This window comes from Lysobacter silvisoli (genome assembly GCF_003382365.1).
GTDB classification, from domain to species: domain Bacteria; phylum Pseudomonadota; class Gammaproteobacteria; order Xanthomonadales; family Xanthomonadaceae; genus Lysobacter; species Lysobacter silvisoli.
In genome coordinates, this window is record NZ_QTSU01000001.1 from 2179081 (window position 1) to 2203103 (window position 24023).

The 24023-nt window shown below is 70.8% G+C and carries 22 protein-coding genes; 15 read left to right on the top strand and 7 right to left on the bottom strand.

Going from position 1 to position 24023, the window contains the following annotated elements:
* Window positions 1-508 precede the first annotated feature (508 nt).
* Window positions 509-1507: a polyprenyl synthetase family protein gene (locus DX914_RS09600; protein WP_115858753.1), complete on the top strand. Its 999-nt coding sequence runs from the start codon at window positions 509-511 to the stop codon at window positions 1505-1507.
* Window positions 1508-2185: 678 nt separating this feature from the next.
* Here DX914_RS09600 and DX914_RS09605 read toward each other — a convergent pair.
* The 4 genes from DX914_RS09605 to DX914_RS09620 all read right to left on the bottom strand — a co-directional run bounded on the left by DX914_RS09605 (window position 2186) and on the right by DX914_RS09620 (window position 8391).
* Window positions 2186-2974, bottom strand: coding sequence for a dienelactone hydrolase family protein (locus tag DX914_RS09605; RefSeq protein ID WP_115858754.1), 789 nt, complete (start codon window positions 2972-2974; stop codon window positions 2186-2188).
* 77 nt (window positions 2975-3051) lie between these two features.
* Entirely contained in the window at window positions 3052-4440 is a 1389-nt protein-coding gene (murD, locus tag DX914_RS09610) for a UDP-N-acetylmuramoyl-L-alanine--D-glutamate ligase (RefSeq protein ID WP_115858755.1), read from the bottom strand.
* Window positions 4421-5782, bottom strand: coding sequence for a UDP-N-acetyl-alpha-D-muramoyl-L-alanyl-L-glutamate epimerase (gene murL / locus DX914_RS09615; protein WP_115858756.1), 1362 nt, complete (start codon window positions 5780-5782; stop codon window positions 4421-4423). Before murL ends, murD begins: the two co-directional genes overlap by 20 nt.
* Window positions 5782-8391 carry a bifunctional aspartate kinase/diaminopimelate decarboxylase gene (locus DX914_RS09620; protein WP_231118188.1) on the bottom strand — a complete coding sequence of 870 codons (2610 nt, stop codon included), beginning with the start codon at window positions 8389-8391 and terminating at the stop codon, window positions 5782-5784. Before DX914_RS09620 ends, murL begins: the two co-directional genes overlap by 1 nt.
* Before the next feature lie 263 nt (window positions 8392-8654).
* Between DX914_RS09620 and DX914_RS09625 the strand changes: the two genes are divergently transcribed.
* From DX914_RS09625 to DX914_RS09635, 3 genes are all read left to right on the top strand, one after another.
* Window positions 8655-9542: a PhzF family phenazine biosynthesis protein gene (locus DX914_RS09625; protein WP_115858758.1), complete on the top strand. Its 888-nt coding sequence runs from the start codon at window positions 8655-8657 to the stop codon at window positions 9540-9542.
* A gap of 43 nt (window positions 9543-9585) precedes the next feature.
* A complete protein-coding gene (locus DX914_RS09630) occupies window positions 9586-10461 on the top strand; it encodes a PhzF family phenazine biosynthesis protein (protein WP_115858759.1) in 876 nt (291 codons plus the stop codon).
* A 291-nt stretch (window positions 10462-10752) separates the two neighbouring features.
* Window positions 10753-11490 carry an SRPBCC family protein gene (locus DX914_RS09635; protein WP_115858760.1) on the top strand — a complete coding sequence of 246 codons (738 nt, stop codon included), beginning with the start codon at window positions 10753-10755 and terminating at the stop codon, window positions 11488-11490.
* A gap of 63 nt (window positions 11491-11553) precedes the next feature.
* On the opposite strand, the gene DX914_RS09640 is transcribed toward DX914_RS09635, so the two are convergent.
* The 3 genes from DX914_RS09640 to DX914_RS09650 all read right to left on the bottom strand — a co-directional run bounded on the left by DX914_RS09640 (window position 11554) and on the right by DX914_RS09650 (window position 13469).
* Window positions 11554-12234 carry a glycine zipper 2TM domain-containing protein gene (locus DX914_RS09640; RefSeq protein ID WP_115858761.1) on the bottom strand — a complete coding sequence of 227 codons (681 nt, stop codon included), beginning with the start codon at window positions 12232-12234 and terminating at the stop codon, window positions 11554-11556.
* A 102-nt stretch (window positions 12235-12336) separates the two neighbouring features.
* On the bottom strand, window positions 12337-13032 hold the full coding sequence (locus DX914_RS09645; RefSeq protein ID WP_158549234.1) for an alpha/beta fold hydrolase: 696 nt from the start codon (window positions 13030-13032) through the stop codon (window positions 12337-12339).
* A 5-nt stretch (window positions 13033-13037) separates the two neighbouring features.
* On the bottom strand, window positions 13038-13469 hold the full coding sequence (locus DX914_RS09650) for an OsmC family protein (RefSeq protein WP_115858763.1): 432 nt from the start codon (window positions 13467-13469) through the stop codon (window positions 13038-13040).
* Window positions 13470-13732: 263 nt separating this feature from the next.
* Between DX914_RS09650 and fusA the strand changes: the two genes are divergently transcribed.
* The 11 genes from fusA to DX914_RS09710 all read left to right on the top strand — a co-directional run bounded on the left by fusA (window position 13733) and on the right by DX914_RS09710 (window position 23956).
* On the top strand, window positions 13733-15805 hold the full coding sequence (gene fusA / locus DX914_RS09655; protein WP_115858764.1) for an elongation factor G: 2073 nt from the start codon (window positions 13733-13735) through the stop codon (window positions 15803-15805).
* A 121-nt stretch (window positions 15806-15926) separates the two neighbouring features.
* Window positions 15927-17180 (top strand): mechanosensitive ion channel family protein, encoded by a 1254-nt coding sequence (locus DX914_RS09660; protein ID WP_115858765.1) that lies wholly within the window; start codon window positions 15927-15929, stop codon window positions 17178-17180.
* A 76-nt stretch (window positions 17181-17256) separates the two neighbouring features.
* A complete protein-coding gene (locus tag DX914_RS09665; protein WP_115858766.1) occupies window positions 17257-17640 on the top strand; it encodes a thioredoxin family protein in 384 nt (127 codons plus the stop codon).
* A 249-nt stretch (window positions 17641-17889) separates the two neighbouring features.
* Window positions 17890-18528 (top strand): LysE family translocator, encoded by a 639-nt coding sequence (locus tag DX914_RS09670; RefSeq protein WP_115858767.1) that lies wholly within the window; start codon window positions 17890-17892, stop codon window positions 18526-18528.
* A 94-nt stretch (window positions 18529-18622) separates the two neighbouring features.
* Window positions 18623-19348, top strand: a complete 726-nt coding sequence (locus tag DX914_RS09675) for a tellurite resistance TerB family protein (protein WP_115858768.1) — start codon at window positions 18623-18625, stop codon at window positions 19346-19348.
* Window positions 19349-19547: 199 nt separating this feature from the next.
* Window positions 19548-20129, top strand: coding sequence for a DUF1439 domain-containing protein (locus tag DX914_RS09680; RefSeq protein WP_115858769.1), 582 nt, complete (start codon window positions 19548-19550; stop codon window positions 20127-20129).
* Between the two features lies 1 nt (window position 20130).
* Window positions 20131-20835: a hypothetical protein gene (locus DX914_RS09685; RefSeq protein ID WP_115858770.1), complete on the top strand. Its 705-nt coding sequence runs from the start codon at window positions 20131-20133 to the stop codon at window positions 20833-20835.
* Window positions 20832-21560 carry a hypothetical protein gene (locus tag DX914_RS20020; protein ID WP_147300644.1) on the top strand — a complete coding sequence of 243 codons (729 nt, stop codon included), beginning with the start codon at window positions 20832-20834 and terminating at the stop codon, window positions 21558-21560. The genes DX914_RS09685 and DX914_RS20020 overlap by 4 nt, the downstream gene beginning before the upstream one ends.
* Before the next feature lie 6 nt (window positions 21561-21566).
* Window positions 21567-22031 carry a PIN domain-containing protein gene (locus DX914_RS09700; RefSeq protein ID WP_115858773.1) on the top strand — a complete coding sequence of 155 codons (465 nt, stop codon included), beginning with the start codon at window positions 21567-21569 and terminating at the stop codon, window positions 22029-22031.
* Window positions 22032-22116: 85 nt separating this feature from the next.
* Window positions 22117-22941: an AraC family transcriptional regulator gene (locus DX914_RS09705; RefSeq protein ID WP_115858774.1), complete on the top strand. Its 825-nt coding sequence runs from the start codon at window positions 22117-22119 to the stop codon at window positions 22939-22941.
* 55 nt (window positions 22942-22996) lie between these two features.
* Window positions 22997-23956: a DMT family transporter gene (locus DX914_RS09710; RefSeq protein ID WP_115858775.1), complete on the top strand. Its 960-nt coding sequence runs from the start codon at window positions 22997-22999 to the stop codon at window positions 23954-23956.
* Window positions 23957-24023 lie beyond the last annotated feature (67 nt).

The window sequence follows — 24023 nt, forward strand, 5'->3', positions numbered from 1 at the left end:
GTCGGGTGCCGCACGAGCATTCGCACGCAGCCTCCGGCCGCGAGCGCTCGCTCTTGCGTCATCAGGTTTTGTTGGAAATCCCCATGGCCCCCAAACGGGTGCCAAATTTCACCGCCAATGCCGCACTCGATCCGTGTTCCGGGTGCTGGCTGTGCGGACGCGAGGAGTGCTCCTTCCCCCTGACCCCTTCCGCACCGCGCACATCCGTCAGCCTGGCTTCGGAGGTACGCTGCAAATAGTGTGCCATCCATCACATTCGAACGGCAACCCGGCTCACAAAAGCTTGTCCTGGGTTTTGCCGATCCTGCGATAAGTGACCCAGGGGTCAATACACGCCCTTATGCGTCACTTTGTGTGCCAGGTATATGAGTAGTTCCACCTATAAGCCACTGAATACACTTAAAAGATACGTAGAACGAACTGGATTGGATGCAGCCTCCAGGGGCTGGCCCGTTCGGCTGAACGCGACGGCGCCCTATACTTTCGTTCCCCACCGTTAGGCCGTCCCATGCCCTCCAGCGCCGCCCCCCTGTCCGTCCCCGACCTGGCGACCATCCAATCCCTGGCCCGAGACGACATGGCGGCAGTGGACGCCCTGATCCGGCGCCGGCTGGCCTCGGACGTGGTCCTGATCAACCAGGTGGCCGAGTACATCGTCGGCGCGGGCGGCAAGCGCCTGCGCCCGATGCTGCTGCTGCTCGCGGCCGGCGCCCTGGGCCGGCGCGGGCCCGACGCCCACCAGCTGGCCGCGGTGATCGAATTCATCCACACCGCCACCCTGCTCCACGACGACGTGGTCGACGAGTCCGACCTGCGCCGCGGCCGCAAGACCGCCAATGCGGTCTGGGGCAACGCCGCCAGCGTGCTGGTCGGCGACTTCCTGTATTCGCGCAGCTTCCAGCTGATGGTGGAACTGGAGCGGCTGGAGGTCATGCAGATCCTGGCCGACACCACCAACCGCATCGCCGAGGGCGAAGTGTTGCAGCTGCTGCACGTGCGCAATCCGGATACCGACGAGGCCGCCTACCTGCGTGTGATCGAGCGCAAGACCGCGGTGCTGTTCGCCGCCGCCACCCGCCTGGGCGCCTTGCTGTCGGGCGCCGACGCCGCCACCCAGCAGCGCCTGCACGACTACGGCCTGGCCCTGGGCTACGCCTTCCAGATCGCCGACGACGTGCTGGACTACGCTTCCGACGCGCAGACCCTGGGCAAGAACCTCGGCGACGACCTGGCCGAGGGCAAGGCGACGCTGCCGCTGATCCACGCCATCGCCCACGCCGACGAGACCACCCGCGCGCGCCTGCGCGCGGCGGTGGAACACGGCGACACCGACGCCCTACCCGACGTGCTCGCCGCGATCCACGCCACCGGCGGTCTGGACTACAGCCGCCGCCGCGCCCGCGATTACGCCGATGCGGCCGAGGCGGCGCTGGAAGGCCTGGAAGAGAACGACTACACCGCCGCGCTGCGGGGTTTGGCGCGGTATGCGGTGAGTCGGGATCATTGAGGTAGCGCTACGCTCCTGTGCCGGGAGCGTCGTCGCACGGGATTTCCTTCGTTCAGGAGCGGCCGTCAGAGTCATCGCGCCAGGCGAAAGGTTCGCGGGCTGCCGTGGTGGCGCGTGCCCTCACCCCAACCCCTCTCCCCGCAAGCGGGAGAGGGGCTAAAGCAGCAGGCGGCGGCGGATGCATGCCCTCTCCCGTTTACGGGAGAGGGCTAGGGTGAGGGGGTGAGCGCGCAGCGCGAATGCTCTTGCTCCTCGCTCGGGCACCGAACTCGCCGCTCCAATAGAAGACCCGAAGAGCCTGCCCCCGCGAAGGCGGGGGGCGGCGCACAGGAGGTGCGCCGTTTTTCGCAGGCACAGGATGTGCCATCGAAAAATCCCGGCGCGCGCCTTGATCTCGCAGGGGAGCTCTGGCGTAGCGTTTTTCTTTGGCTTGCGGACGGAAGCTGTTGCTGTTGCTTCCACAAACACACCCACACACCTTCGCGAGTTCGGAGCGGATCGCGGCTCACGCCGCTCCTACCCCAAGGCGCCAGAGCAGAGCCCACGCCGACCGAGGGCTTGGTCGCAACGGTGGATGCGCGGTCGCAGCTTGCGCAGCTCCTACACCGGGCGTGCGCCGCTCTCGTCGTAGGTGAGCATCCGCGGTCGCGGCTTACGCCGCTCCTACCCCAGGGCGGATCACTGCGCGCCGAAGCGCTCGGCGAAGAAGTCGCGCATCATGCGTTCGGCGCGCTTGGCCGCGCGCGGGTTGTAGACGCAGCCCGGCGGATTGTTCGCCTCCGGCTCGGCGAAGCAGTGCACCGCGCCGCTGAAGTTCACGAACTGCCAGTCCGCGCCGCCGGCATCCATTTCCTTTTCGAAACTGGCGATGTCCTCGTCGCTGATGCCGCGATCGTCGGCGCCGTTGAGGATCAGCACCGGCGTGCGCACCGAATCTTCCTTCGCCGGCAGATCGGTGGCCAGACCGCCGTGCAGCGACACCACACCGGCCAGCTCGCTGCCGCCGCGCACCAGTTCCAGCGCCGTGGTCCCGCCGAAGCAATAACCGAAGGCGCCGATGCGCTCGGCGTCCACCGGCGCCTTGCCGGCCTGCGCCTTGAGCACCTTCACCGCCTGCTCGATGCGCGCGCGCAGCTTGGGCCGGTCGGCACGCAGGGGGCCGGCGACCTTGCCGGCCGCCTTGTCGTCCTTGGGCCGCACCTTGCTGCCGTAGACGTCGGCCACCAGCACCACGTAGTCGCTGCCGGCGATGTGCTTGGCGCGCTCGATCGCCGCCGGCGACACGCCCTTCCAGTTCGGCACCATCACCAGACCCGGGCGCTTGATCGCGTTGACGTCGTCATAGACCAGCACGCCGGTGTAGGACTCCTTGCCGATCTTCCAACTCACCGGCTTGGCCTGCATGGCCGCGAACGCGGGCGACACGCACGCAGCGAGGACGATCGCGGCAACGAGGCGATGGCGCATGGCGGCGGCTCCTGGAGGTAAGCGCGCAGCCTACCCCGCAGGTATGACGCCGAGATGTGAAGGCGGTCGCGTCCGGATCAGGCCACGCCCAGACCCGGAATGGCGCTGATCGCGTCAGGGTCGAAGCCGGCCAGTTCGGCGAAGTGGCGGCCGCGGGCGACGTAGTCGCGATAGGGCCCGAAGCTGGGCGCGCCCGGCGACAGCAGCACCACGCCGTCGCCGGCCAGCACCGCGCGCGCCTGCGCGACCGCGTCGGCCAGATCGCGCGCGGCGGACAGGCGGAAATCCGACTGCGCCGCCAACGGCGCCAGCAGTTCGTGGATGCGCGGGCCGTTCTCGCCCAAGGTGACGATGGCCAGCGGCGCCTGTCGCCGCATGGCGTCGGCGAACGCGCCCCAGTCCACGCCGCGGTCGTGGCCGCCGACCAGGATGGCGATTCGGCGGCCGGCATAGCAGTCCAGCGCCGCCAGGCTGGCGTGCGGCGTGGTGCTGATCGAATCGTTGACGTAGGTCAGGCCGTCGCGCGTGCCCAGCGTCTGCAGGCGGTGCGGCAACGGCCGGAAGCCGGCGGCGTGCGCGGCCAGCGGCGCGGCGTCCAGGCCCAGCGCTTCGATCGCGGTCAGCACCGCGCACAGGTTGCCGCGATTGTGGCGGCCGGGCAGCGGCAGCGACGCGGTGTCCATCACCTGCGCGTCGCCGCGGTAGAGCAGATCGCCGCGCAGATGCCAGCCGTCCTCGCGTCCGAACCACAGCACCCGGCTGTCGGGCAGCTGCAGCGCGGCCAGGGTCGCATCGTTGGCGTTGAGCACCGCGGTGCGCGGCCTGGCATCGGTGAGCAGGCGCAGCTTGTCCTCGACATAGCGCGCGTGCGAACCATGCCAATCCAGGTGTTCGGGAAATACGTTCAAGGCCACCGCCACTTCCGGCCGCACGCCGCCGGCGGCGACATCGCCGGTCTGGTAGCTGGACAGCTCGATCGCCCAGAACTCCGGCGGCGGCGACGGCGCCATCAGCTCCAGCAGCGGCAGGCCGATATTGCCGGCCAGCGCGGTGCGGTGGCCGCCCGCACGCAGTAGGTGCGCCAGCAGCGAGGTGGTGGTGCTCTTGCCCTTGGTACCGGTCACGCAGACCGTGCGCGCGTCGGCGTGTTCGCCGAACCACAGCGCGGTGCCGCCCAACAGGCGCGCGCCCTGCTCCACCGCGGCCACGGCCTCGGCGCGATAGGGGCTGATGCCCGGCGACTTGATCACGAATTCGAACGCGCCCAGGCGCTCGGCGCTGGCCGCGGTCTCGATCAGCAGGCGCGCATCGCCCAGGCCGCGCGCGTCGGCGGCCTCGTCGTGCGAGCAGAACAGGGTCAGGGTCTGTTCGGGCAGCGCCGCGCGCAGCGCGCGGTAGGCGGCGCGGCCTTCGCGGCCCCAGCCCCAGAGCGCTACGCGGCGGCCGTCAAGCTGCGAGATACGCACGCAGGCGCTCCCACAGCTGCGGCGGAATGCGGTGTTCCTCGTCGATCTGCAGCAGCGGTTCGATGCGCAGCTCGCCGGCATCCAGTTGCGGACGGATCTCGCGGGCGTAGCGCTCGACCAGGGTGTCCTCGCGCCATTCCGGGCGCTCGGCCAGCGCGGCCATGGCCGCGCGCGATTCGCGGCCCTCGCCCACGCATTCGAACGGCTTGTGGTCCTGGTACTCCAGCAACGCGTCGTAGCCGCCGATCTGGCCGGCGTCGTCGAGCAGGTTGCGGCCGAAGATGCCGACCAGGCGCGGCTTGGGCATGAACGGCGCCAGCGCCAGGAACACGAAATGGCATTTCGGGCACACGCCGCACCAGCGGTTGGCCGGGCGCTCGCCGAGGATGTGGAAGTTGCGGTTGCAGCTGCTGAAATGCGCGTCGTAACGGTCGCTGCGCGCGAACTGCCGCGCCACCGCCAACTCGCTGAGCGGGCGCAGCAACGAGTAGTAGCGCAGGTCGGCGGCGACGTGGCGCTGCAGGTAATCGCCGAACGCCTGCTCGCAGGCCCAGCCCTTGGACCACTGGTGGTTCACCTCGCCGGTGCCCTCGATCAGGCTGCCGTAGCTGGCCGAGCGCTCGTTGGAGAACACCACCTGGTCGACGCCGTGCAGCAGCGCGGCCAGCGCCATGATCGCCGAGTTCACCACGGTCACCGGGATGTGGCCGTTCCAGGCGCCCTCGCGGTTGTAGTCGAACAGCTGCGGCGCCAGCGCGCGGCCCAGGTTCAAGGTGGCCAGGCCGGTGCGCTGGGCGCAGGCGGCGATCAGCTGCGAGCCGCCGATCCAGGTCACCGTCTGCTCCACGCCCAGCGCGCGCAGGGCCTCGATGCTGACCAGCGAATCCTTGCCGCCGCCGATGGCGACCAGGGCGTGTTCGCGCAGGCCTAGCGCGGGCGCGGCGGGATCGGCCTCGGCGGCCACCGGGAAGTGGATCTTGCCGTGCAGGTTCAAGCCGTTGCGGTAGGCGAACTCGCCCAGGCCGTTGACGTAGATCAGCTCCAGCAGCGCCGCGGTGTCGGCATCGATCGCGTAGCTGTCGATGTCGATCCGCTCGGGCACCGCCGCCTTGTAGTAGCTCACGCCGGCGATCAGGTGCAGCAGGCGCAGCGCGCGTTCGACCGCCGCCGCGCGCGCCTCGTCCAGGGCGAACGGCGCGCCCGGCACGGCGATCGTCTCGATCAGCTCCGGGCCGTCGTCGAACGCGTACACCAGCTGCGCCACGCCGCTCGCCGCGTCGAAACCGCAACGCACGAACCGGAACGCGCGGATCGCATCGCGCTGGAAACGCCACTGAGTCATTACAGATCACCTTCTTGCAGGATTTGCTCGGCGGGCAGCGCCCGCTGGTTGTAGGTATGCGCCATGACCATGCCGTAGGCGCCGGCATCGGCCACCAGCAGCACGTCGCCTTCGGCGGTGGCGCGCGGCAGCGGGCGGCCGCGTCCGAGCACGTCGCTGCTCTCGCAGATCGGGCCCACCACTTCGAACGCAACCGTATCGGCATCGTCCAAACGGCTGAGGTTGTGGATGCCGTGGTAGGCCTCGTACATGGCCGGACGCATCAGCGCGTTCATGCCGCCGTCGCCGCCGACCCGGCGGATGCCGTCCTTCTCCACCACCTGGGTGGTGCTGAGCAGCAGCACGCCGCTCTCGGCCACCAGGTAGCGGCCGGGCTCCACGATCAGGCCGTAACGCGGGTAGGCGGCCTTGATCTCGGCCAGGCCCGCGCGCCAGGCGGCCAGGTCGAACTCCGCCGCCTCCGGGGTGTAGGCGATGGGCAGGCCGCCGCCGATGTCGATGGTCTCCACCGTGCCGATGCCATCGGCCAGGCCGGCCAGCTGCGCATACACGCCGCGCCAGTGCTGCGGATCGTCGATGCCGCTGCCCAGGTGCGCGTGCAGGCCGACGATGCGCACGCCCAGGCGCCGGGCCTGTTCGACGAAGGCGTCGAAGCGCGACATCGGCAGGCCGAACTTGGCCGCCGCGCCGCCGGTGCGCACCTTCTCGTGATGGCCTTCGCCGTGGCCCAGGTCGATGCGCAACCAGATCGGGCGGTCGCGGAACACCTCGGGCCAGCGCTGCAGGGCTTCGATGTTGTCCAGGGTCACGGTGACGCCGCGCTCGAACGCGGCCACGTACTCGCGCTTGGGCGCGAAGCTGGGCGTGAACAGCACCCGCGCCGGTTCGAACTGCGGCAGCGCGGCGAACACGCGCTCGATCTCGCCCAGCGACACGCATTCCAGGCCGAAGCCCTCGGCGGCGATCGCCCGCAGGATCTGCGGATGCGCATTGGCCTTGATCGCGTAGTAACAGCGGTCGATGGACTCGGTCTGGCGCAGCGAACGCGCGCGTTCGCGCACCGTGTCCAGGTCGTAGACGTAACGCGGCGTGCCGGCGGCCGCGGCGTCGAGCAGGCGCTCGCGCGCGCCGCGCCACCAGGCCGGCGCGCGCACCGGCCTGCCGTGCGCGATCTCGCGCCAGCTCGGGCCGAACACGCTGTCGTCGCGCACCGGCATGGCGCCGCCGCGGATCAGCTCGTGATGCAGGTGCGGCAGCAGCCCGTCGGCATCGGCCTCGTCGATGACGAAGGTCAGGTTGAGGTCGTTGGACGACTGCGAGATCAGGTGCACGCGCTCGCGCCCGAACGCGGCCCAGATGTCCGACAGCCGGTGCAGCAGCGAGCGCATGCCGCGGCCGACCAGGGTCACCGCCGCGCAGGGCGCGATCACCTTGACCCGGCACACCTCGGCCAGGTCGGCCGACAGCGCTTCGAGCACGTTGCTGTTGACCAGGTTCTCGCTGGGGTCCAGCGACACGGTCACGTTGGTTTCCGACGAGCCGATCAAATCGATCGACAGGCCGTGGCGCTTGAAGCGTTCGAACACGTCGGCCAGGAAGCCGACCTGCTGCCACATGCCGATGCTTTCCATCGACACCAGCACGATGCCGTTGCGGCGGCTGATCGCCTTGACCCCCGGTACGGTGGCCGCGCTGGCATCGATGCGCGTGCCCGGCAAATCGAAGCGCTCGGTGTCCAGGATCGCCATCGGCACGCCCGCGTCGCGGCAGGGCGCGATCGAGCGCGGGTGCAGCACCTTGGCGCCGGTGGTCGCGATTTCCTGCGCTTCGGCGTAGTCCAGGCGGGTGAGCAGGCGCGCCTCGGGCACTTCGCGCGGGTTGGCGCTGAACATGCCCGGCACGTCGGTCCAGATTTCCACGCGCTGCGCCTTCAGCAGCGCGCCGAAGTACGCGGCCGAGGTGTCCGAGCCGCCGCGGCCGAGGATGGCGGTGCCGCCGTCCTCATGGCGCGAGATGAAGCCCTGGGTGAGCAGCATGGGCGCGGCCTGGCCGGAGAAGCGTTCGGCCAGCGCCGCATCGGGCTGGTGCCGGCAGTTCACCGACAAGCGCTTGGCCCAGGGGCTCTGGTTGGGCAGCGACACCGCGTCCAGCCAGTCGCGCGCGTCGCACCAGCCGAAGTCCAGGCCCTGCGCGCGCAGGTACGCCGCGCCCAGCGTGGACGACAGCAGCTCGCCCTGCGCCAGCACCTCGGCCTGCCAGTCCAGCGCGCGTTGCGCGGCGCGCGGATCGCGGCCCAGCGCCTGCAGCGCGGCCAGGCGTTCGCCCAGCACCGCATCGGCGTCCAGATCCAGTTCAGCGCAGAAACCGCGGTGGCGTTCGACCAGGGCGGCGATGCGCGCGTGGATGCCGGCATCGTCGCCGGGCGCCGCGCTGGCGATGGCCTGCAATTCGTTGGTGACGCCCGACAGCGCGGACACGACTACGAGTACGCGCACGCCGTCTTCGTGCATGCGTTTGGCGGCCAGACGTCCGATAGTGTCCCAACGGTTGCGGCGGGACACCGAAGTGCCGCCGAACTTGAGTACTACCCAACGAGTTGCTTCCGACACCGCCTCTGTCCTCTGGTTGTCTATCGCGCTCTGGTCTAAGCCCGGACGTGCCGGGCCCGTGGTTTGCGGCTGTGCCCGGACGGCGGGCGCGACGGCCGGGCCCGCGGCGGAGCCGGGGCCGGGATCGGAGGTCGCGCACGCCCATGGCGCGGGCATGAAACCTCGATTCTAAACGGGTTTGCGGCGGCGCAGCAGGGCCGTCGCGGGCGCTGGAACTGACACGCCGGAACGGGTCTACTGGCCCGCCCTAGGCGAGAACCGCGATGACCCTGCGCCGCTACCTGCAAGTGGACGTGTTCGCCGACCGCCCCGGCGCCGGCAACCCCCTGGGCGTGGTCCTCAACGGCGACGGCCTGGACAGCGCCGCCATGCAGGCCTTCGCCGCCTGGACCAACCTGTCGGAGACCATCTTCCTGCTGCCACCGGTGGAAGGCGCCGACTACCGCGTGCGCATCTTCACCCCGCGCCAGGAACTGGCCTTCGCCGGCCACCCCAGCGTGGGCGCGGCCTGGGCCGCGATCGACGCCGGCCTGGCCAAACCGCGCGACGGCGCCCTGGTCCAGGACTGCGCCGCCGGCCTGCTGCCGGTGCGGGTCGCCGGCGAAGGCGCGCGCGCCACCGTGTCGGTGCGCGCGCCGCGCTCGACCCGCATCGACACCGCCGCGCGCGAGGACGCCGCCGCCATCGACGCCCTGCTGGCCGCGGTGACCGCGCCGCTGCGCCTGAGCGAGCGCCCGCCGGCGCTATGGGACAACGGCGCGCGCTGGTGGTTGCTGGAACTGTCCGACGCCGCCCAGGTGCGCGCGCTGCAGCCGGACCTGGTCGCCATCGCCGCCCTGACCCGCGCCTGCGGCGCGGTCGGTCTGGCCGTGTACGCCTATGCCGACGCCACCGATCACCAACTGGCGGTGCGCGCGTTCTGCCCCGCCGACAACATCCCCGAAGACCCGGTCACCGGCAGCGCCAATGCCAGCATCGCCGCGCAGCTGGCGCAGGCCGGCGCCCTGCCCAGCGGCGGCTCGGGCTACGTCGCCAGCCAGGGCCGCGAGCTGGGCCGCGACGGCCGGATCGAGGTGCGCGTGGACGAGGACGGCGAGGTCTGGATCGGCGGCCGGGTGCAGGCGGTTATCCGCGGCCGCGCCGATTGGTAAGCTGCGCGACCCAGCGGACCCCACGCCGCGCCTCGATCCGACGATGAAACGCCGCTACCTGCAACTGGACGTATTCGCCGACCGCCCCGGCGCCGGCAACCCGCTGGCCGTGGTACTGGACGCCGAAGGACTGGACGATGCGGCCATGCAGGCCATCGCCCGCTGGACCCGCCTGCCCGAGACCACCTTCGTGTTCGCGCCCACCGCGCCGGGCGCCAGCTACCGCATCCGCATGTTCAGCCCGCGCCGCGAGGTGCCCTTCGCCGGCCACCCCAGCGTGGGCACTGCGCACGTGGTGCTCAGCGCCGGCCTGGCCGCGCCGGTCGACGGCCGGCTGCTGCAGGAAGGCGTGGCCGGCCTGCTGCCGCTGGCGGTGGACGGCGACGGTGCGCAGCGCACCATCGCCGTGCGCACGCCGCGCGCGCGCGTGGTCGAAACCGCCGACGCCGCCGACCCGCGCCTGGCCGCGGCCCTGCGGGACCTGCCGCTGGGCGCGCTGCCGCCGGCGCTGATGGACGGCGGCCGCCGCTGGTGGCTGGCCGAACTGCGCGACGAAGCCGCGCTGCGCGCCGCGCAGCCGGACTGGGCCGCGATCGGCGCCCTGGCCGAACGCACCGAGAGCATGGGCCTGTGCGCCTTCGCCCGCGCCGACGCCGGCCGCGACTACGACCTGGTGGTGCGCGCCTTCGTCGGCGCCCCCGCCCAGTTCGAAGATGCCGCCTCCGGCGCCGCCAACGCCACCCTGGCCGCCTGGCTGCAGCACAACGGCGCCCTGCCCGGCCACGGCGGCCGCTACACCGTCAGCCAGGGCCGCGAAGTCGGCTTCGACGCGCGCCTGCAACTGCGCGTGGACGCCGACGGCGAAGTCTGGTCCGGCGGCCGCGTGCACCCTATCGTCAGCGGGCATATCGACTGGTAACGCGGTGGCGATCGCTTCGGTCCTCGAGCGCGAAACACGATGCTTACGACGGTTCCGAACAAAGCGTCCGACAGCGCGATGCATAGCGTTCGCGTTTCGCGCTACTAGCCGGTCTTGCGACGTGGCCGGGATTCGCGGTCGCAGCTCACGCAGCTCCTACAGGGGAACGTGTGGCTTTCGTCGTAAGCGCGGCCGCGACCCGGGTTCCGAAGCACTTGCGCGCGCACCGATTCGCACATCCAATCCAGGCTCCGGCCGCCCCGGCCCCGCGATCGCCGCAAGGACCGCCCCATGAGCGAAACGCCGCAGCAAACCGTCGTCGACCTGCGCATCGCCGCGCCCGTCGAAACCGTGTGGAGCGCGCTGCGCGATCCGGCGCAGATCCTGTCCTGGTTCGGCTGGGACGCGCCCACGCTGGCCGAGGAGATCAAATTCATCTTCGCCGACCATGCGACCGGCGACGAAGCCCATCACCGCGTGCAATTCGGCGAATGGGAGGGCGTATCCGATGCGATCGAACTGGCGGCCGAAGCCGGCGGCACGCGCCTGCGCCTGATGCGCAGCGGCGCGCCGCCGCTGGACGACAGCGTGTACGACGATATCGATCAGGGCTGGGTGACCTTCTTCCAGCAGCTGCGGCTGGCGCTGGAGCGGCATCGCGGCCAGCAGCGGCGCACGATCTTCCTGTCGGGGCCGGCCAAGGCCGGCATCGGCGAACCCTCGATCGCGCTCGGGCTGGAAGCCACGAGCGCGCTGCCGCCCGGGACCGCGTATACCGCGACGCTCGCCGGCGGCGAAACAACCTCGGGCGAGGTCTGGCATCGCAACCGCTTCCAAACCGGCGTGACCGTCGATGCCTGGGGCCCCGGCCTGCTGGTCGTCACCGACAAGGGCCACTCGCCCGAGCGGCCGCACGGCGGCGGCGCGGCGCTGTTGACGACCTATGGCTTGTCCGACGCCGATTTCGCCGCACTCGAAGCGCGCTGGAAGGACTGGTGGTCGTCGCGCTATCCCAAGCCCGCCGAGTGATCGGATAAAAAAGGGCCGGCTTTCGCCGGCCCTTCTGTTTACCCAAGCGCAAGACCTGCCGCCTTACTCCGGCCGCACGTCCACGCGCACACGGATCTTGTCGCCGGGGTGGTAGGCGGTGCGGGTGCGGTAGCTGCGGCCGGCGTATTCGTAGGTCACGTCATAGGCGTTGACCGCGCGGTCGTCGCCGTAGCCGGTGTTGCGCACCGGGTCGCAGACGCGCACCGAACCCACGCGGTCCTGGCGCACGCGCTTGTTCTGCTCGTAGATGCTGCGGCCGGCCATGCCGCCGACCATCGAGCCGATCGCCGAGGTGGCGTAGCGGGCGCTGCCGCCGCCGACCTGGCTGCCGACCGCGGCGCCGACGATGCCGCCGATCACGGTGGCCACGGTGCGGCCGGTCTCGGTGCCGCCGGTGTTGCGGCGGTAGCTGCCGTACTGGTCGTAGTAGCCGTCGTCGCGGCGCGCGTAACCGTCGTTGTAGCCATCGTCGTAGTAGCCGTCGTTGCGGCCGTCGACATAGGTCGGGCGCTCGTAGCAGCGCTCGCCCTGGTACTGGCTGTAGTTGTCGAACACCGGGTCCACGCGCAGCACGCGCGCGTAGTCGTACTGCGAGCCCGACGAGGCGGGGTACGAATTCGGATAGCCCGAACCGTAGCCGTCGTTCGAATAGGACTGCGCCGAGGCGACGCCGGTGACGGCGGCCAGGACCAGGCTCAGGGCGGTGACGGACAGGCGCTTCATGGCAGGGCTCCCACGCCGGGATTGGCGTGGGCGCATCGTCGGGCCGGGGCGGTCAACGCCGGCTGAATCCGGACGCCTGCGCAGGGCCGCGGCCCGCGGCGTTTACCTGGCCGACAGCCATCGCGCGACCTGCGCCGCGGTTCGCGCCGCGTCGCGGCCGAGCAAAGGCCCGACGTGGCTGGGAGTAAGCGTTTGCAGCGGCGTCGCGCCCCAGGCCTGCGCCAGTTCCAGCGTCAACGCGGGCGGCACGTCCTCGTCCTGCGCCGACGCCACGCACAGCACCGCACAGGCGGGCGCCGCGATCCCCAGACCGGCATGCGCCGCCCGCAACACCGCGCCGGATTCGTCGCGCCAGCGCCGGAACGCGTACAGCGCCGCGGCTTCGTCGGCATCGGCCAAGGCGCGACGGGTAGAAGCCAGACGCGCGTCGCAACGCCAAGGCACCACGTCCGGCCAATCGCGCTGCGGCAACCGCGTCGCCCACGGCGCCGGCGGCAACGGATTGACCACCACCAGCGCATCGGCGGCCTCCGCGCAGGCCGCGGCCAGCAAACCGCCCAGGCTGGCGCCGATCAACGCGCGCGGGCGCGGCGCTGCCGCGATCCAGTCGCGCACCTGATCCAGGTAATCGTCCAGCGTGGTCGCCGCCAGCCCGGCCGCCGCCGGCTGCAGATCGGGCGCGCGCACGTCGATGCCGTGGGCGCGCAGCGCGGCCGCCCACAGCTCCCACTCCCAACCGCCGCCGCCCGCGCCATGCACCAGCACGGCATGGCGCGGCGGCGCGGCGCGCGCCGGCACCCGGCTCAGGCCAGGCTCGCTTCCAGGCTGATCGGCACCGCGCTCAGCGCCTTCGACACCGGGCAATTGGCCTTGGCGTCCTCGGCGATGGCCTGGAACTTGGCCGCGTCGATGCCGGGCACGTCGGCGCTGACCTTGAGCCGGATCTGCGACAGCGAGGGGCCGCCTTCCATCGACAGATCGACGTCGGCGCGCGTGTCCAGCCGCGCCGGCGGGTGGCCGGCCTCGGTGAGCTTGGCCGACAGCGCCATGGTGAAGCAGCCGGCATGGGCGGCGGCGATCAGTTCTTCGGGGTTGGTGCCCTTCTCGTCGCCGAAGCGGCTGTTGAAGGCGTAGCGGGTGTTCTCCATCAGGCCGCTCTGCGGCGTGCTCAGCCGGCCCTGGCCGGTTTTGAGATCGCCTTCCCAATGCGCGGTGGCGTGGCGCGAAATGCCCATAGCGTGACTCCGTGACCGAAACGGGGCGGCCAGGGTAACCGCGCGAACGTTAGTTCCGTATTGCGGTACGGCGACGCCGGCGCTTCATGCTGCAACGCAACCTGCGCCGGGCTTGACCCGCCCGCGCGCCTGCGGGAGGCTGGCGGTCCGGCCCCCGATGCCGGCACCCGCCATGACCGCCCGCCGAGCGCTCCACGCTCGGGCGCGCAGCGCGGACAGCCATGACGGCCTTCCCACCCTGACCGCTAGGGAGAAGTCCGCTCATGTCCTACAGCACATCCTCCATCCGCAACGTGGCCTTGGCAGGCCACCCCGGCGCCGGCAAAACCACGCTCTTCGAAGCCCTGCTGCAGGCCGGCGGCGCGATACAGACGGCAGGCAGCATCGAACGCGGCAGCACCGTCTCCGACTTCGATCCGATCGAAAAACAGCGCGGCCATTCGCTGGACGCGGCCATCGCCAGCATCGACCACCACAGCGCGGCCGGCCCGGTCCACCTCAATCTCATCGACACCCCCGGCTATCCCGATTTCCGCGGCCCGACGTTGTCCGCGCTGGCGGCGGTGGAAACCCTGGCCGTGGTGGTGGACGCCGACAGCGGCGTGGAATACGGCACCCGCCGGATGATGGAACACGCCAAGGCGCGCGGCCTGTGCCGGGTGCTGGTGGTCAACAAGATCGATCACGACGGCGCCAACCCGGCGCGCGTGCTCGAATCGCTGCGCGAGGCCTTCGGCCCCGAATGCCTGCCGCTGAACCTGCCCGCCGACGGCGGCAAGCGCGTGCTCGACTGCTACGCCGCCGCGGCCGCCGGCAGCGGCGAGCAAAGCGACCTGGGCGCGGTGGCCGACTGGCACCAGAAGATCCTCGATCAGGTGGTGGAGATCAACGAGACGGTGATGGAGCACTACCTGGACCTGGGCGAAGACGGCCTGTCCAGCGACGAACTGCACGACGCCTTCGAGCAATGCCTGCGCGAAGGCCACCTGGTGCCGGTGCTGTTCTGCTCGGCGCGCAGCGGCGTGGGCATCGCCGAACTGCTGGACACCGCCGAGCGCCTGTTCCCGAACCCGGCCGAAGGCAACCCGCCGCCGTTCGAGAAGGGCCAGGGCGACGCCGTCGAGGCGATCCAGGCCAGCCCCGATCCGCAGGCGCATGTGATCGCCGACGTGTTCAAGATCGTCAACGATCCCTTCGTCGGCAAGCTCGGCGTGTTCCGCGTCTACCAGGGCACGGTCAAGCGCGACACCCAGCTGTTCGTGGACGACGGCCGCAAGCCGTTCAAGGTCGGCCATCTGTTCAAGCTCAAGGGCAAGGACCACGTCGAGATCGACCAGGCCATACCCGGCGATATCGCCGCGGTGGCCAAGGTCGAAGACCTGCACTTCGACGCGGTGCTGCACGACAGCCACGACGAGGACCAGATCCACCTGCGCCCGCTGGACTTCCCCAAGCCCATGTTCGGCCTGGCGGTGGAAGCGGCCAGCAAGGGCCAGGAGCAGAAGCTCTCGACCGCGCTGCACAAGCTGTCCGAGGAAGACCCCTGCTTCCAGGTCGAGCACGAGACCGAGACCAACGAGACCGTGATCCGCGGCCTGTCCGACCTGCACCTGCGCATCAACCTGGAGCGGCTCAAGGACAAGTACGGCGTGGAAGTGAAATCGCGCCCGCCGCGCATCGCCTATCGCGAGACCGTGGCCGGCAAGGCCGAGGGCCACCACCGCCACAAGAAGCAGACCGGCGGCGCCGGTCAGTTCGGCGAGGTGTTCCTGCGCGTCGAACCGCTGCCGCGCGGCGGCGGCTTCGAGTTCGTCGACGAGGTCAAGGGCGGCACCATCCCCGGCCAGTTCCTGCCGGCGGTGGAAAAAGGCGTGCGCCAGGTGCTGCACGACGGCGCGGTCGCCGGCTACCCGATCCAGGACGTGCGCGTGGTGGTCTACGACGGCAAGCACCACCCGGTGGACAGTAAGGAAGTGGCCTTCGTCGCCGCCGGCAAGAAGGCGTTCCTGGACGCGATCGGCAAGGCCCGGCCGCAGGTGCTGGAACCGATCGTGGACCTGGAGGTGAACGCGCCCGAGCAGCACATGGGCGACATCAGCGGAGGCCTGGCCAGCAAGCGCGCGCGCATCAACGGTACCGACTCGGTGCGCAACAACGAGATCGTGGTCAAGGCGCAGGTGCCGCTGTCGGAGCTGGAAGGCTATGCGGCGGAGCTGAAATCGGTCACCGCCGGCCGCGGCCGCTATTCGCTGGACTTCAGCCACTACGAGCCGGTGCCGGCCAACGTGCAGCAGAAGCTGGTGGACGCGTACAAGCCGCGCGCCGAAGACGACTGAGCGCCCGCGCGCGCCTGCACGGCGGTTCCGCGCGCTGGCGCGGAGCCGCCGCGCTGGCCACAATCGCGGCTAGCGCCGCCGCGGACACGCGCGCGCATTCCGTCCCCCGCCGAGTCCCCGCATGAAGCCAGCCGCCCCCGATCCGGTCGTCGATCCGCAACTGGAGCAGACCCTGGACACCGTGAGTTCGGTGTCCGCGCATCCGGTGCAGGCGATCGTGGTGCTGGCGCTGGTGGCCGCCGCGCTGGCGTTGGCCTATTACCTCAAGCGCCGGCTGCGGCCGCGGCTGAGCGCGCGGCCGCGCCTGCGCATCGTCTTCGACTACCTGTTCGCGCCGGTGCTGGCGCTGCTGTTGCTGCTGATCCCGCAGGCCCTGAACCTGATCGGCGAGTTCGGCAGCGCCGCCCTGGCGGTGGTGCTGCTGGCGCTGTGGCTGTTCGTGCTGCTGCGCATTCCCGGCGTGCTGATCGAGCTGCTGTTCCGGCCCACGCCGCTGCTAAAAGTGCTGATGCGCACGGCCACGGTGCTGGCCTGGGCCATGACGGTGCTGACCATCTTCGGCGACCGTTACCCCAGGATCGGCAAGCTGTTCGCCTCCGAACTGAAGGTCGGCAGCATCGCCCTGAACACCGAGGACGCGGTCGCCGGCCTGGTCATGGGCGTGGTCATCGTGATCGTCTCGTACTGGGCCACGCGCACCCTGGACAAGGCGATCCAGCACAGCCCGCACCTGGCGCCCAACCACATCCTGGCGCTGTCGCGCATCGCCGCGGTGCTGATCTGGGTGGTGGCGCTGATCCTGATCTTCACCGCCAGCGGCATCAACCTGACCGCACTGGCGGCTTTCAGCGGCGCGCTCGGCATCGGCCTGGGCCTGGGCCTGCAGAAGCTCGCGGCCAGCTACATCAGCGGCCTGATCGTGCTGTTCGAGCAGTCGGTGCGGGTGGGCGACAACATTTCGGTCGGCGGCTTCAGCGGCCGGGTCACGCGCATGAGCGTGCGCTACACCATGATCCGCACGCGCGAAGGCATCGAGGCCATCGTGCCCAACGACAGCCTGACCGCCGGCACCATCGTCAACCAGTCCTGGTCCGACCGTAACGTGCGCCTGGCGGCCAGCGTGCTGGTCAAATCCGGCAGCGACACCCAGGCAGCGCGCACCATCCTGCTGCGCGCCGTGGCCGCGCAGCCGCGCGCGCTGCGCAGCCCGGAACCGCATGCCTACGTCACCGGCGTGACCGACAAGGGCATCGTGCTGGAGGCGCACTTCTGGGTCGCCGACATCGAAAACGGTCAGCACAACGTGATCTCGGACATCTACGACGCGGCCCTGGCCGAGTTCCATGCGCAAGGCATCGAACTGGCCGCACCCTGACCGGCCCTGCCCGACCGCCGACGGACGGCGCGCGCCGCGCCCTTGCCGGCCGGCGCGCCAAGGGTAGGATGCGGCCATGGGCGACACCACGATCCCGCGCTTCTTCTGGACCTTCCCCATGCAGTTGGTGCGCGAGGCGCGGCTGGACGAGGCGCTGATCGACGACGGCCGATTGCGCATCCTGTTCCTGTGGGGCAAGGACTGCCCGAACTGCGACATCGCCAAGGGCCAGATCCTGCTCGCGCCGGAACGCTTCCGCTGGCCGGACGTGAGTTGGCTGCACGACAACGTCTACGAAGACCCGCGGATGGGCACGCGCTTCGGCCTGCACGGCATCCCCGCGTTCCTGGTGTTCCGCGGCGCCAGGAAGCTCGGCCGCATCGGCCAATGGCCCGGGCCGGATGCGTTCGTCGCCACGATCGAGAAATTGCGCATCCCCGAGGCCGCGATCGCCGGCTGAAGCCTCGCTCCGCCCGGCCTTGGGGTAGGAGCGGCGTGAGCCGCGACCGGCGCCACCAAGCACTGCGGAACTGCGATGGTCTGCGCAGCTTCGGGTCGCGGCTCACGCCGCTCCTACCCCAAAGCCGAAGCCAGAAAACCAAAGCTAGAGCCGAAGCCAAAGCTGGGCTTATGGCGAATCGCCAGAAACCGACTTGGCTAGGCCGCGACCACGGCGCAGACTGCAAAGCCCCCGCCGCAAAACGCCGCCATGTTCGACGCCGCCACCCTTGCCGCCTTCCTGCTCGCCGCCCTGGTGCTGGTGCTGATCCCCGGCCCCGGCACGGCCTGGATCCTGAGTCAGGCCATGGCCGGCGGCGCCTCGCGCGGCGTGCGCGCCGCGTTCGGCCTGGAAACGGCGACCCTGATCCACGCCCTGGCCGCGGGCCTGGGCCTGTCGGCACTGCTGGCGACCTCGGCGCTGGCGTTCGAAATGCTCAAGTACGCCGGCGCGGTCTACCTGATCTGGCTGGGCATCAAGACCTGGCGCAGCGGCGACGACGCGGCGCCGGCCGGCGCGGACACAGCCGTCGCACCGGCCGCGGTCTCGACCTCGTCGATCTACCTGCGTTCGGTGCTGACCGGCGTGCTCAACCCCAAGGTGGCGCTGTTCTTCCTGGCGTTCCTGCCGCAGTTCGTGCACCCCGAGCGCGGCCACGTCTGGCTGCAGTTCCTGGCCCTGGGCGCGCTGCTGTCGGTGATCGGTTTCTGCCACAGCGTGATGCTGAGCTTCGCCGCCGGCCACGTCGGCCGCCGCTTCGCCGCCAGCACCGGGCGCTGGAAGCAGCGCGTGACCGGCGGCGTGTTCATCGCCCTGGGCCTGCGCCTGGCCGTGCAGCAGCGCGGCTGAACCGTACCGGCGCCGGCCCGGCCGGCGCGCTTGAAGCCGCGCCCGTGCGCCCTCAGGTCGGGAGTTCCTACGACCTCACTCCACGGAGTTGCGCATGAAGACCCAGGGCTTCCTCGACCAGTTGCTCAAGACCGCACAGAACAGCCTGGGCAACGGCGGACTGGACAGCCTGCTGGGCGGCAGCAAGCCGCCGGCGCGCTACGAGGCCAAGCAGGCCAAACAGGAAGAAAAGCGCGGCCTGCTCAACGCCGACTTCGGCAAGGGCGCATTGGCCGGCGGCGCGCTGGGCCTGCTGCTGGGCAACAAGAAATTCCGCAAGATGGGCGGCAAGCTCGCCCTGTACGGCGGCGTGGCCGCGGTCGGCGTGCTGGCCTACAAGGCCTACGGCGACTACCGCAGGCAGCAGGACGGCAGCAACGCGCCCGAGCCGCAGACCGTGGACCGCCTGCCGCCGCCGCAGGCCGAACTGCACAACCAGGCCATCCTCAAGGCGCTGGTGGCCGCGGCCAAGGCCGACGGCCACATCGACGAGCGCGAGCGCGAAGTGATCGAAGGCGAGTTCGTGCGCATCGACAACGACGCCGGCCTGCGCCAGTGGCTGCACACCGAACTGGAAAAGCCGCTGGACCCGGCCGAAGTCGCGCGCGCCGCCACCACCCCGGAAATGGCCTCGGAGATGTACCTGGCCAGCCTGCTGGCCGCCGACGAGCAAAGCTTCATGGAACGCGCCTACCTGGACGAGCTGGCGCGCCAACTGAAGATCGACGACGCGCTGAAGGCCAAGCTCGAAGCGCAGCTACGCGAGGCGCAGGGCGGCTGAAGCCCCCAAAACGAGTTCCCCCCTTTGTTGAGGGGGCCAGGGGGGATTTGCTGTTGCCGTTGCTCGACGCGAAAAGCAAATCCCCCTCAAACCCCCTCAGACAAGGGGGAAGCCAACAGCAAAGGGCCAAGCCACAGCCCCCTGTGTCGCCATTCATCCGCTCCAGGTATCGTGCGCCCATCGCCCACGGAACCCGACGATGCCCGCCCGTCCGCCGTCTCGCCTGATCCAGGCCCTGCTGCTGGCCGCTGCGCTGTTCGCGCTGGCCGCCTGTTCCACCATGAACGCCGTCAGCGCCTATCTGGGCAACGAGGTCAGCTTCACCGCGCCGCAGTTGCAGCAGTCGCTGAGCCGCAACTTTCCCAAGCGCTACGAAAAACTCGGCGGGCTGGTCGCGGTGACGCTGATGAATCCGCGTCTGTCGATTCCCGACGACGGCAACCGCCTGCGCCTGGATTTCGACCTGGGCCTGAGCGCGCTCGGCGCCGGCTCCTCGCGCGAGCCCAACGGCCGCTTCACCCTGACCAGCGCGCTGCGCTACGACCCCGCCACCCAGGGCCTGCACCTGCTCGACCCGCGCGTGGACTACGTGGACGTGCCGCAGCTCGGCGGCACCCTGACCGGCGCATCGCGCGAACTGCTCAACGCCTGGCTGAGCGATTACGCACGCCAGGAACCGGTGTACCGTTTCGACAACAGCCTGCTCGACACGCTGGGTTCGCGCCGCATCGGCCGCACCGAAATCGAGCACGGCCGCATCGTCGTCCACCTCGACCGCTGACATGCGCCCCTATCGCACCGCCATCGCCCTGCTCGCCGCCGCCCTCGTGCTCAGCGCTTGCGGCAAAGACGAAGACCCGCAGACCCGCGCCGCCAACGGCGAGGCCGGCGAACTGCTGCCCGCGCCGCAAGGCGCGCAGGGCGGCGTCACCGGCATGCCCTCGCAGCCCGGACCCGGCCAGATCGGCCCGCCCAGCGGCGAGCTGCCGCCGGGGACGCTGCTGGACGAGAACGGCAACCCGATCCTGCCGGCCACGCCGGAAGACGGCACCGTGGCGGCCGGTGAAGACGACGTCGCACCGGTGGACGCGGTCGACCCGGCCTCGGCCGACGAACCCACGCCGCAGGACGCGGTGACGGTGGTGCGCGACTACTACGCCGCGATCAACGCGCGCGCCTACGCCCGCGCCTACGCGCTGTGGTCCGACGGCGGCCGCGCCAGCGGACAGACGCCGCAGCAGTTCGCCGACGGTTTCGCCGACACCAACGGCGTGTCGGCGGAGATCCTGCCGCCGGGTCGCGTCGATGCCGCCGCCGGCTCGCGCTACATCGAAGTGCCGGTGGCGCTGACCGCGACCCAGCGCGACGGCAGCCAGCGCAAATACATCGGCGCCTATGTGCTGCGCCGCGCCGTGGTCGACGGCGCCACGCCCGAGCAGCGCGCCTGGCATATCGGCTCGGCCGACATTCGTGAGGTGAAGCCATGAACGCAGCGCGTGCTTGGTTGACGGCAACGGTGTTGACGGTAGCCCTGGCCGCCTGCGAGCGCGCGGCACCCCAGGCCGCTCCAGCCGCTGCGCCCGCACCCGCCACGCCCGCCGCCGTGGCGACACCCGCCGCCCCGCCGCCGGCCGCCGCCACCGCGTCCGCCGACTTCGTCCTGCCCGGCGACTTCGCGCCCGACACCACGCTGGAGCAGCTGCGCCAGCGCTACGGCGCCGGCAACGTGCAGGCGGGCAAGGTGCCCGGCGCCGAGGGCGAGGAATTCGACGGCGCAATCCTGTTCGCCGACGATCCCAAACGCCGCGCCTATCTGTATTTCCAGGACGAAGCGCAGCGCCGAGGTCTTAGCCTGATCCGCGTGTTCGAACCCGAGTCCACCTGGACCCTGGACAACGGCGTGCGCATGGGCCAACCGCTGTCCGAACTGGTCGCGCTCAACGGCAAGCCGATTTCCTACTACGGCCTGGAATGGGACTACGGCGGCACCGTGGTCGACTACCACGGCGGCCGCCTGGAGCGGCAGGACGAGCAGATCGGCCGTGCGCTGCGCCTGGGCCTGCGCGACAACGGCGATCAGGGCGTGCCGGACCAGGCCACGCCGGTGGGCGAAGGCACCTACCGCAGCGACGATCCCAAGTACCCCGAACAGGGCCGCTGGGTGGTGGTGTCCGAACTGCTGGTGTCCTTCCCCGGCGAAGACGACCTGTAAGCGGCGATGAGCGCACCGCCGCGTTTGGTGCTGGACACCAACGTCTGCCTGGACCTGTTCGTGTTCCGCGACCCGCGCCTGGCCGCGCTCAGCGCCGCGCTTGCGTCCGGCGCGACCACCGCGGTCAGCGACGAACGCTGCCGCGAGGAATGGCAGCGGGTGCTGGCTTATCCGCAACTGCGTCTGGACGCCGCCGCGCAAGGGCAGGCCTTGTCGGACTACGACGCGCGGCTGCCGCTGTGGCCCGCATCGCAACGGCGCCCCGAACCCGCCGCGCCGCTGCCGCGCTGCTTCGATCCGGACGACCAGAAATTCCTGGAACTCGCGCACGCCGCGAGCGCCGACTGCGTGCTAAGCCGGGATCACGCCCTGACCAGCCTGGGCCGGCGCTGCGCGCGCGAGGGCCTGTTCGAGGTGATGACGCCGCTGGCCTGGATCGGCCTGCAGACCTGGCGCCAAGCCGCGCGCTAGCGGCCTCCGCCGCGGCCCGACATGGCCGCCACGTACGTCTTTGGTCTACACGGGTGCCTGTACCCCTGCGTGCCATACTCGCCGCATGCAAGGCGTGCCCGCGCAGTCCGACCATCTCCAGGATGCGGCCGAGTTCCGCCAGCCTGCGCACCGCCATGGCGTCGAGCTCTACCGCGCCCACATCGTGCGCCATACCTTCGACCCGCACACCCACGAGGCCTACGGCCTGGGCGCGATCGAGGCCGGCGTGGAGCGCTTCCGCTACCGCGGCAGCGACCATCTGGCGCCGCCGGATTCGCTGGTGCTGATGAATCCCGACGTGCTGCACACCGGCCGCGCCGAAACCGCCGAGGGCTGGCGTTACCGCATGGTCTATGTGGACCCGGACGTGGCCGCCGAGATCACCGGCGAGCCGGGCTGGTGGTTCGACCAGGCCGTGCGCCACGACCCGCTGCGCGCGCGCCGGGTGGGCGCGCGCCTGGACGCGCTGTGGCATACGCGCGAACCGCTGGCCTTCGACAGCCAGTTGGCCGCGCTGCTCGACGAATTCCGCGATCACGCGCGCGTGTCCGTGCGTACGCGCAGCGACGCGGCTCCGCGCTTCGCGCCGGTACTGGACTACCTGCGCGCGCACCTGGCGGACAAGCTCACCCTGGAACAGTTGGCCGCGGTCGCCGACCTCAGCCCGTTCCACTTCCTGCGCAGCTTCCGCGACCACTACCACGTAACCCCGCAGCAGATGCTGATGGCGCTGCGTCTGCACCGCGCCAAGCAGCGCCTGGCCGCAGGCGCCATGCCGGCGCAGGTGGCGGCCGACACCGGCCTGGCCGACCAGGCCCACCTGACCCGCGCCTTCCAGCGCCGCTACGGCGTCACCCCCGCGCGCTACCGCAAACAGCTGCGCGGCTGAACGCCGCCGCAATCTGGTACAAGACCGGCGCGCGCCGGCGCGGCAGGCTGGCGCCATGCTGATCGGAACCCTCTACGCCCTGCTCGCCGGCCTGATCTGGGGCCTGGTCTTCGTCGGCCCGCTGCTGCTGCCCGAATACCCGGCCGCGTTGCAGTCGGTCGGCCGCTACCTGGCCTTCGGCCTGATCGCCCTGCCGCTGGCCTGGCTGGACCGCGCCGCGCTGCGCCAGCTCAGCCGCGCCGACTGGATCGAAGCGCTGAAGCTGTCGGCGGTGGGCAACCTGCTCTACTACCTGTGCCTGGCCGGCGCGATCCAGCGCGCGGGCGGCCCGCTGCCGACCATGATCATCGGCACCCTGCCGGTGCTGATCGCGATCGCCGCCAACCGCCGCAACGCCCAGCGCGACGGCCGCCTGCCGTGGGCGCGGCTGCTGCCGTCGCTGCTGCTGATCGGTGCCGGCATCGCCTGCGTGAACCAGGTGGAGCTGCAGGCGCTGCTGCACGAAGGCAGCGGCGACCTGCGCCGCTACGCCAGCGGCGGCCTGCTGGCCCTGGGCGCGCTGGCCTGCTGGACCTGGTACCCGCTGCGCAACGCCGACTGGCTGCGCGCGCACCCCGGACGCAACCCGCGCACCTGGGCCACCGCACAGGGCCTGGCCACGCTGCCGTTGGCGCTGGTCGGCTATGCGGTGCTGTGGAGCGCGCTGGGCCTGAGCGGCAGCGATTTCCCCATGCCCTTCGGCCCGCGCCCCTGGTTCTTCGTCGGCCTGATGGCGGCGATCGGCCTGCTCGCGTCCTGGGTTGGCACGCTGTGCTGGAACGAAGCCAGCCAGCGCCTGCCCACCGCCTTGGCCGGCCAGCTGATCGTGTTCGAAACCGTGTTCGCGCTGGCCTACGCCTTCGTCCTGCGCGGCAGCCTGCCGCCGCTACTGATCCTGGTCGGCATCGCGCTGTTGATCGGCGGGGTGGTGTGGGCGTTGCGGATACGGCCGGAGCCGGTGGAGGCGGCGCATTGAAGGCGACGCCCTTGGTGCGTTGCGCCTCCCCAGTCCGTCATTCCCGCGAAGGCGGGAATCCAGAGCG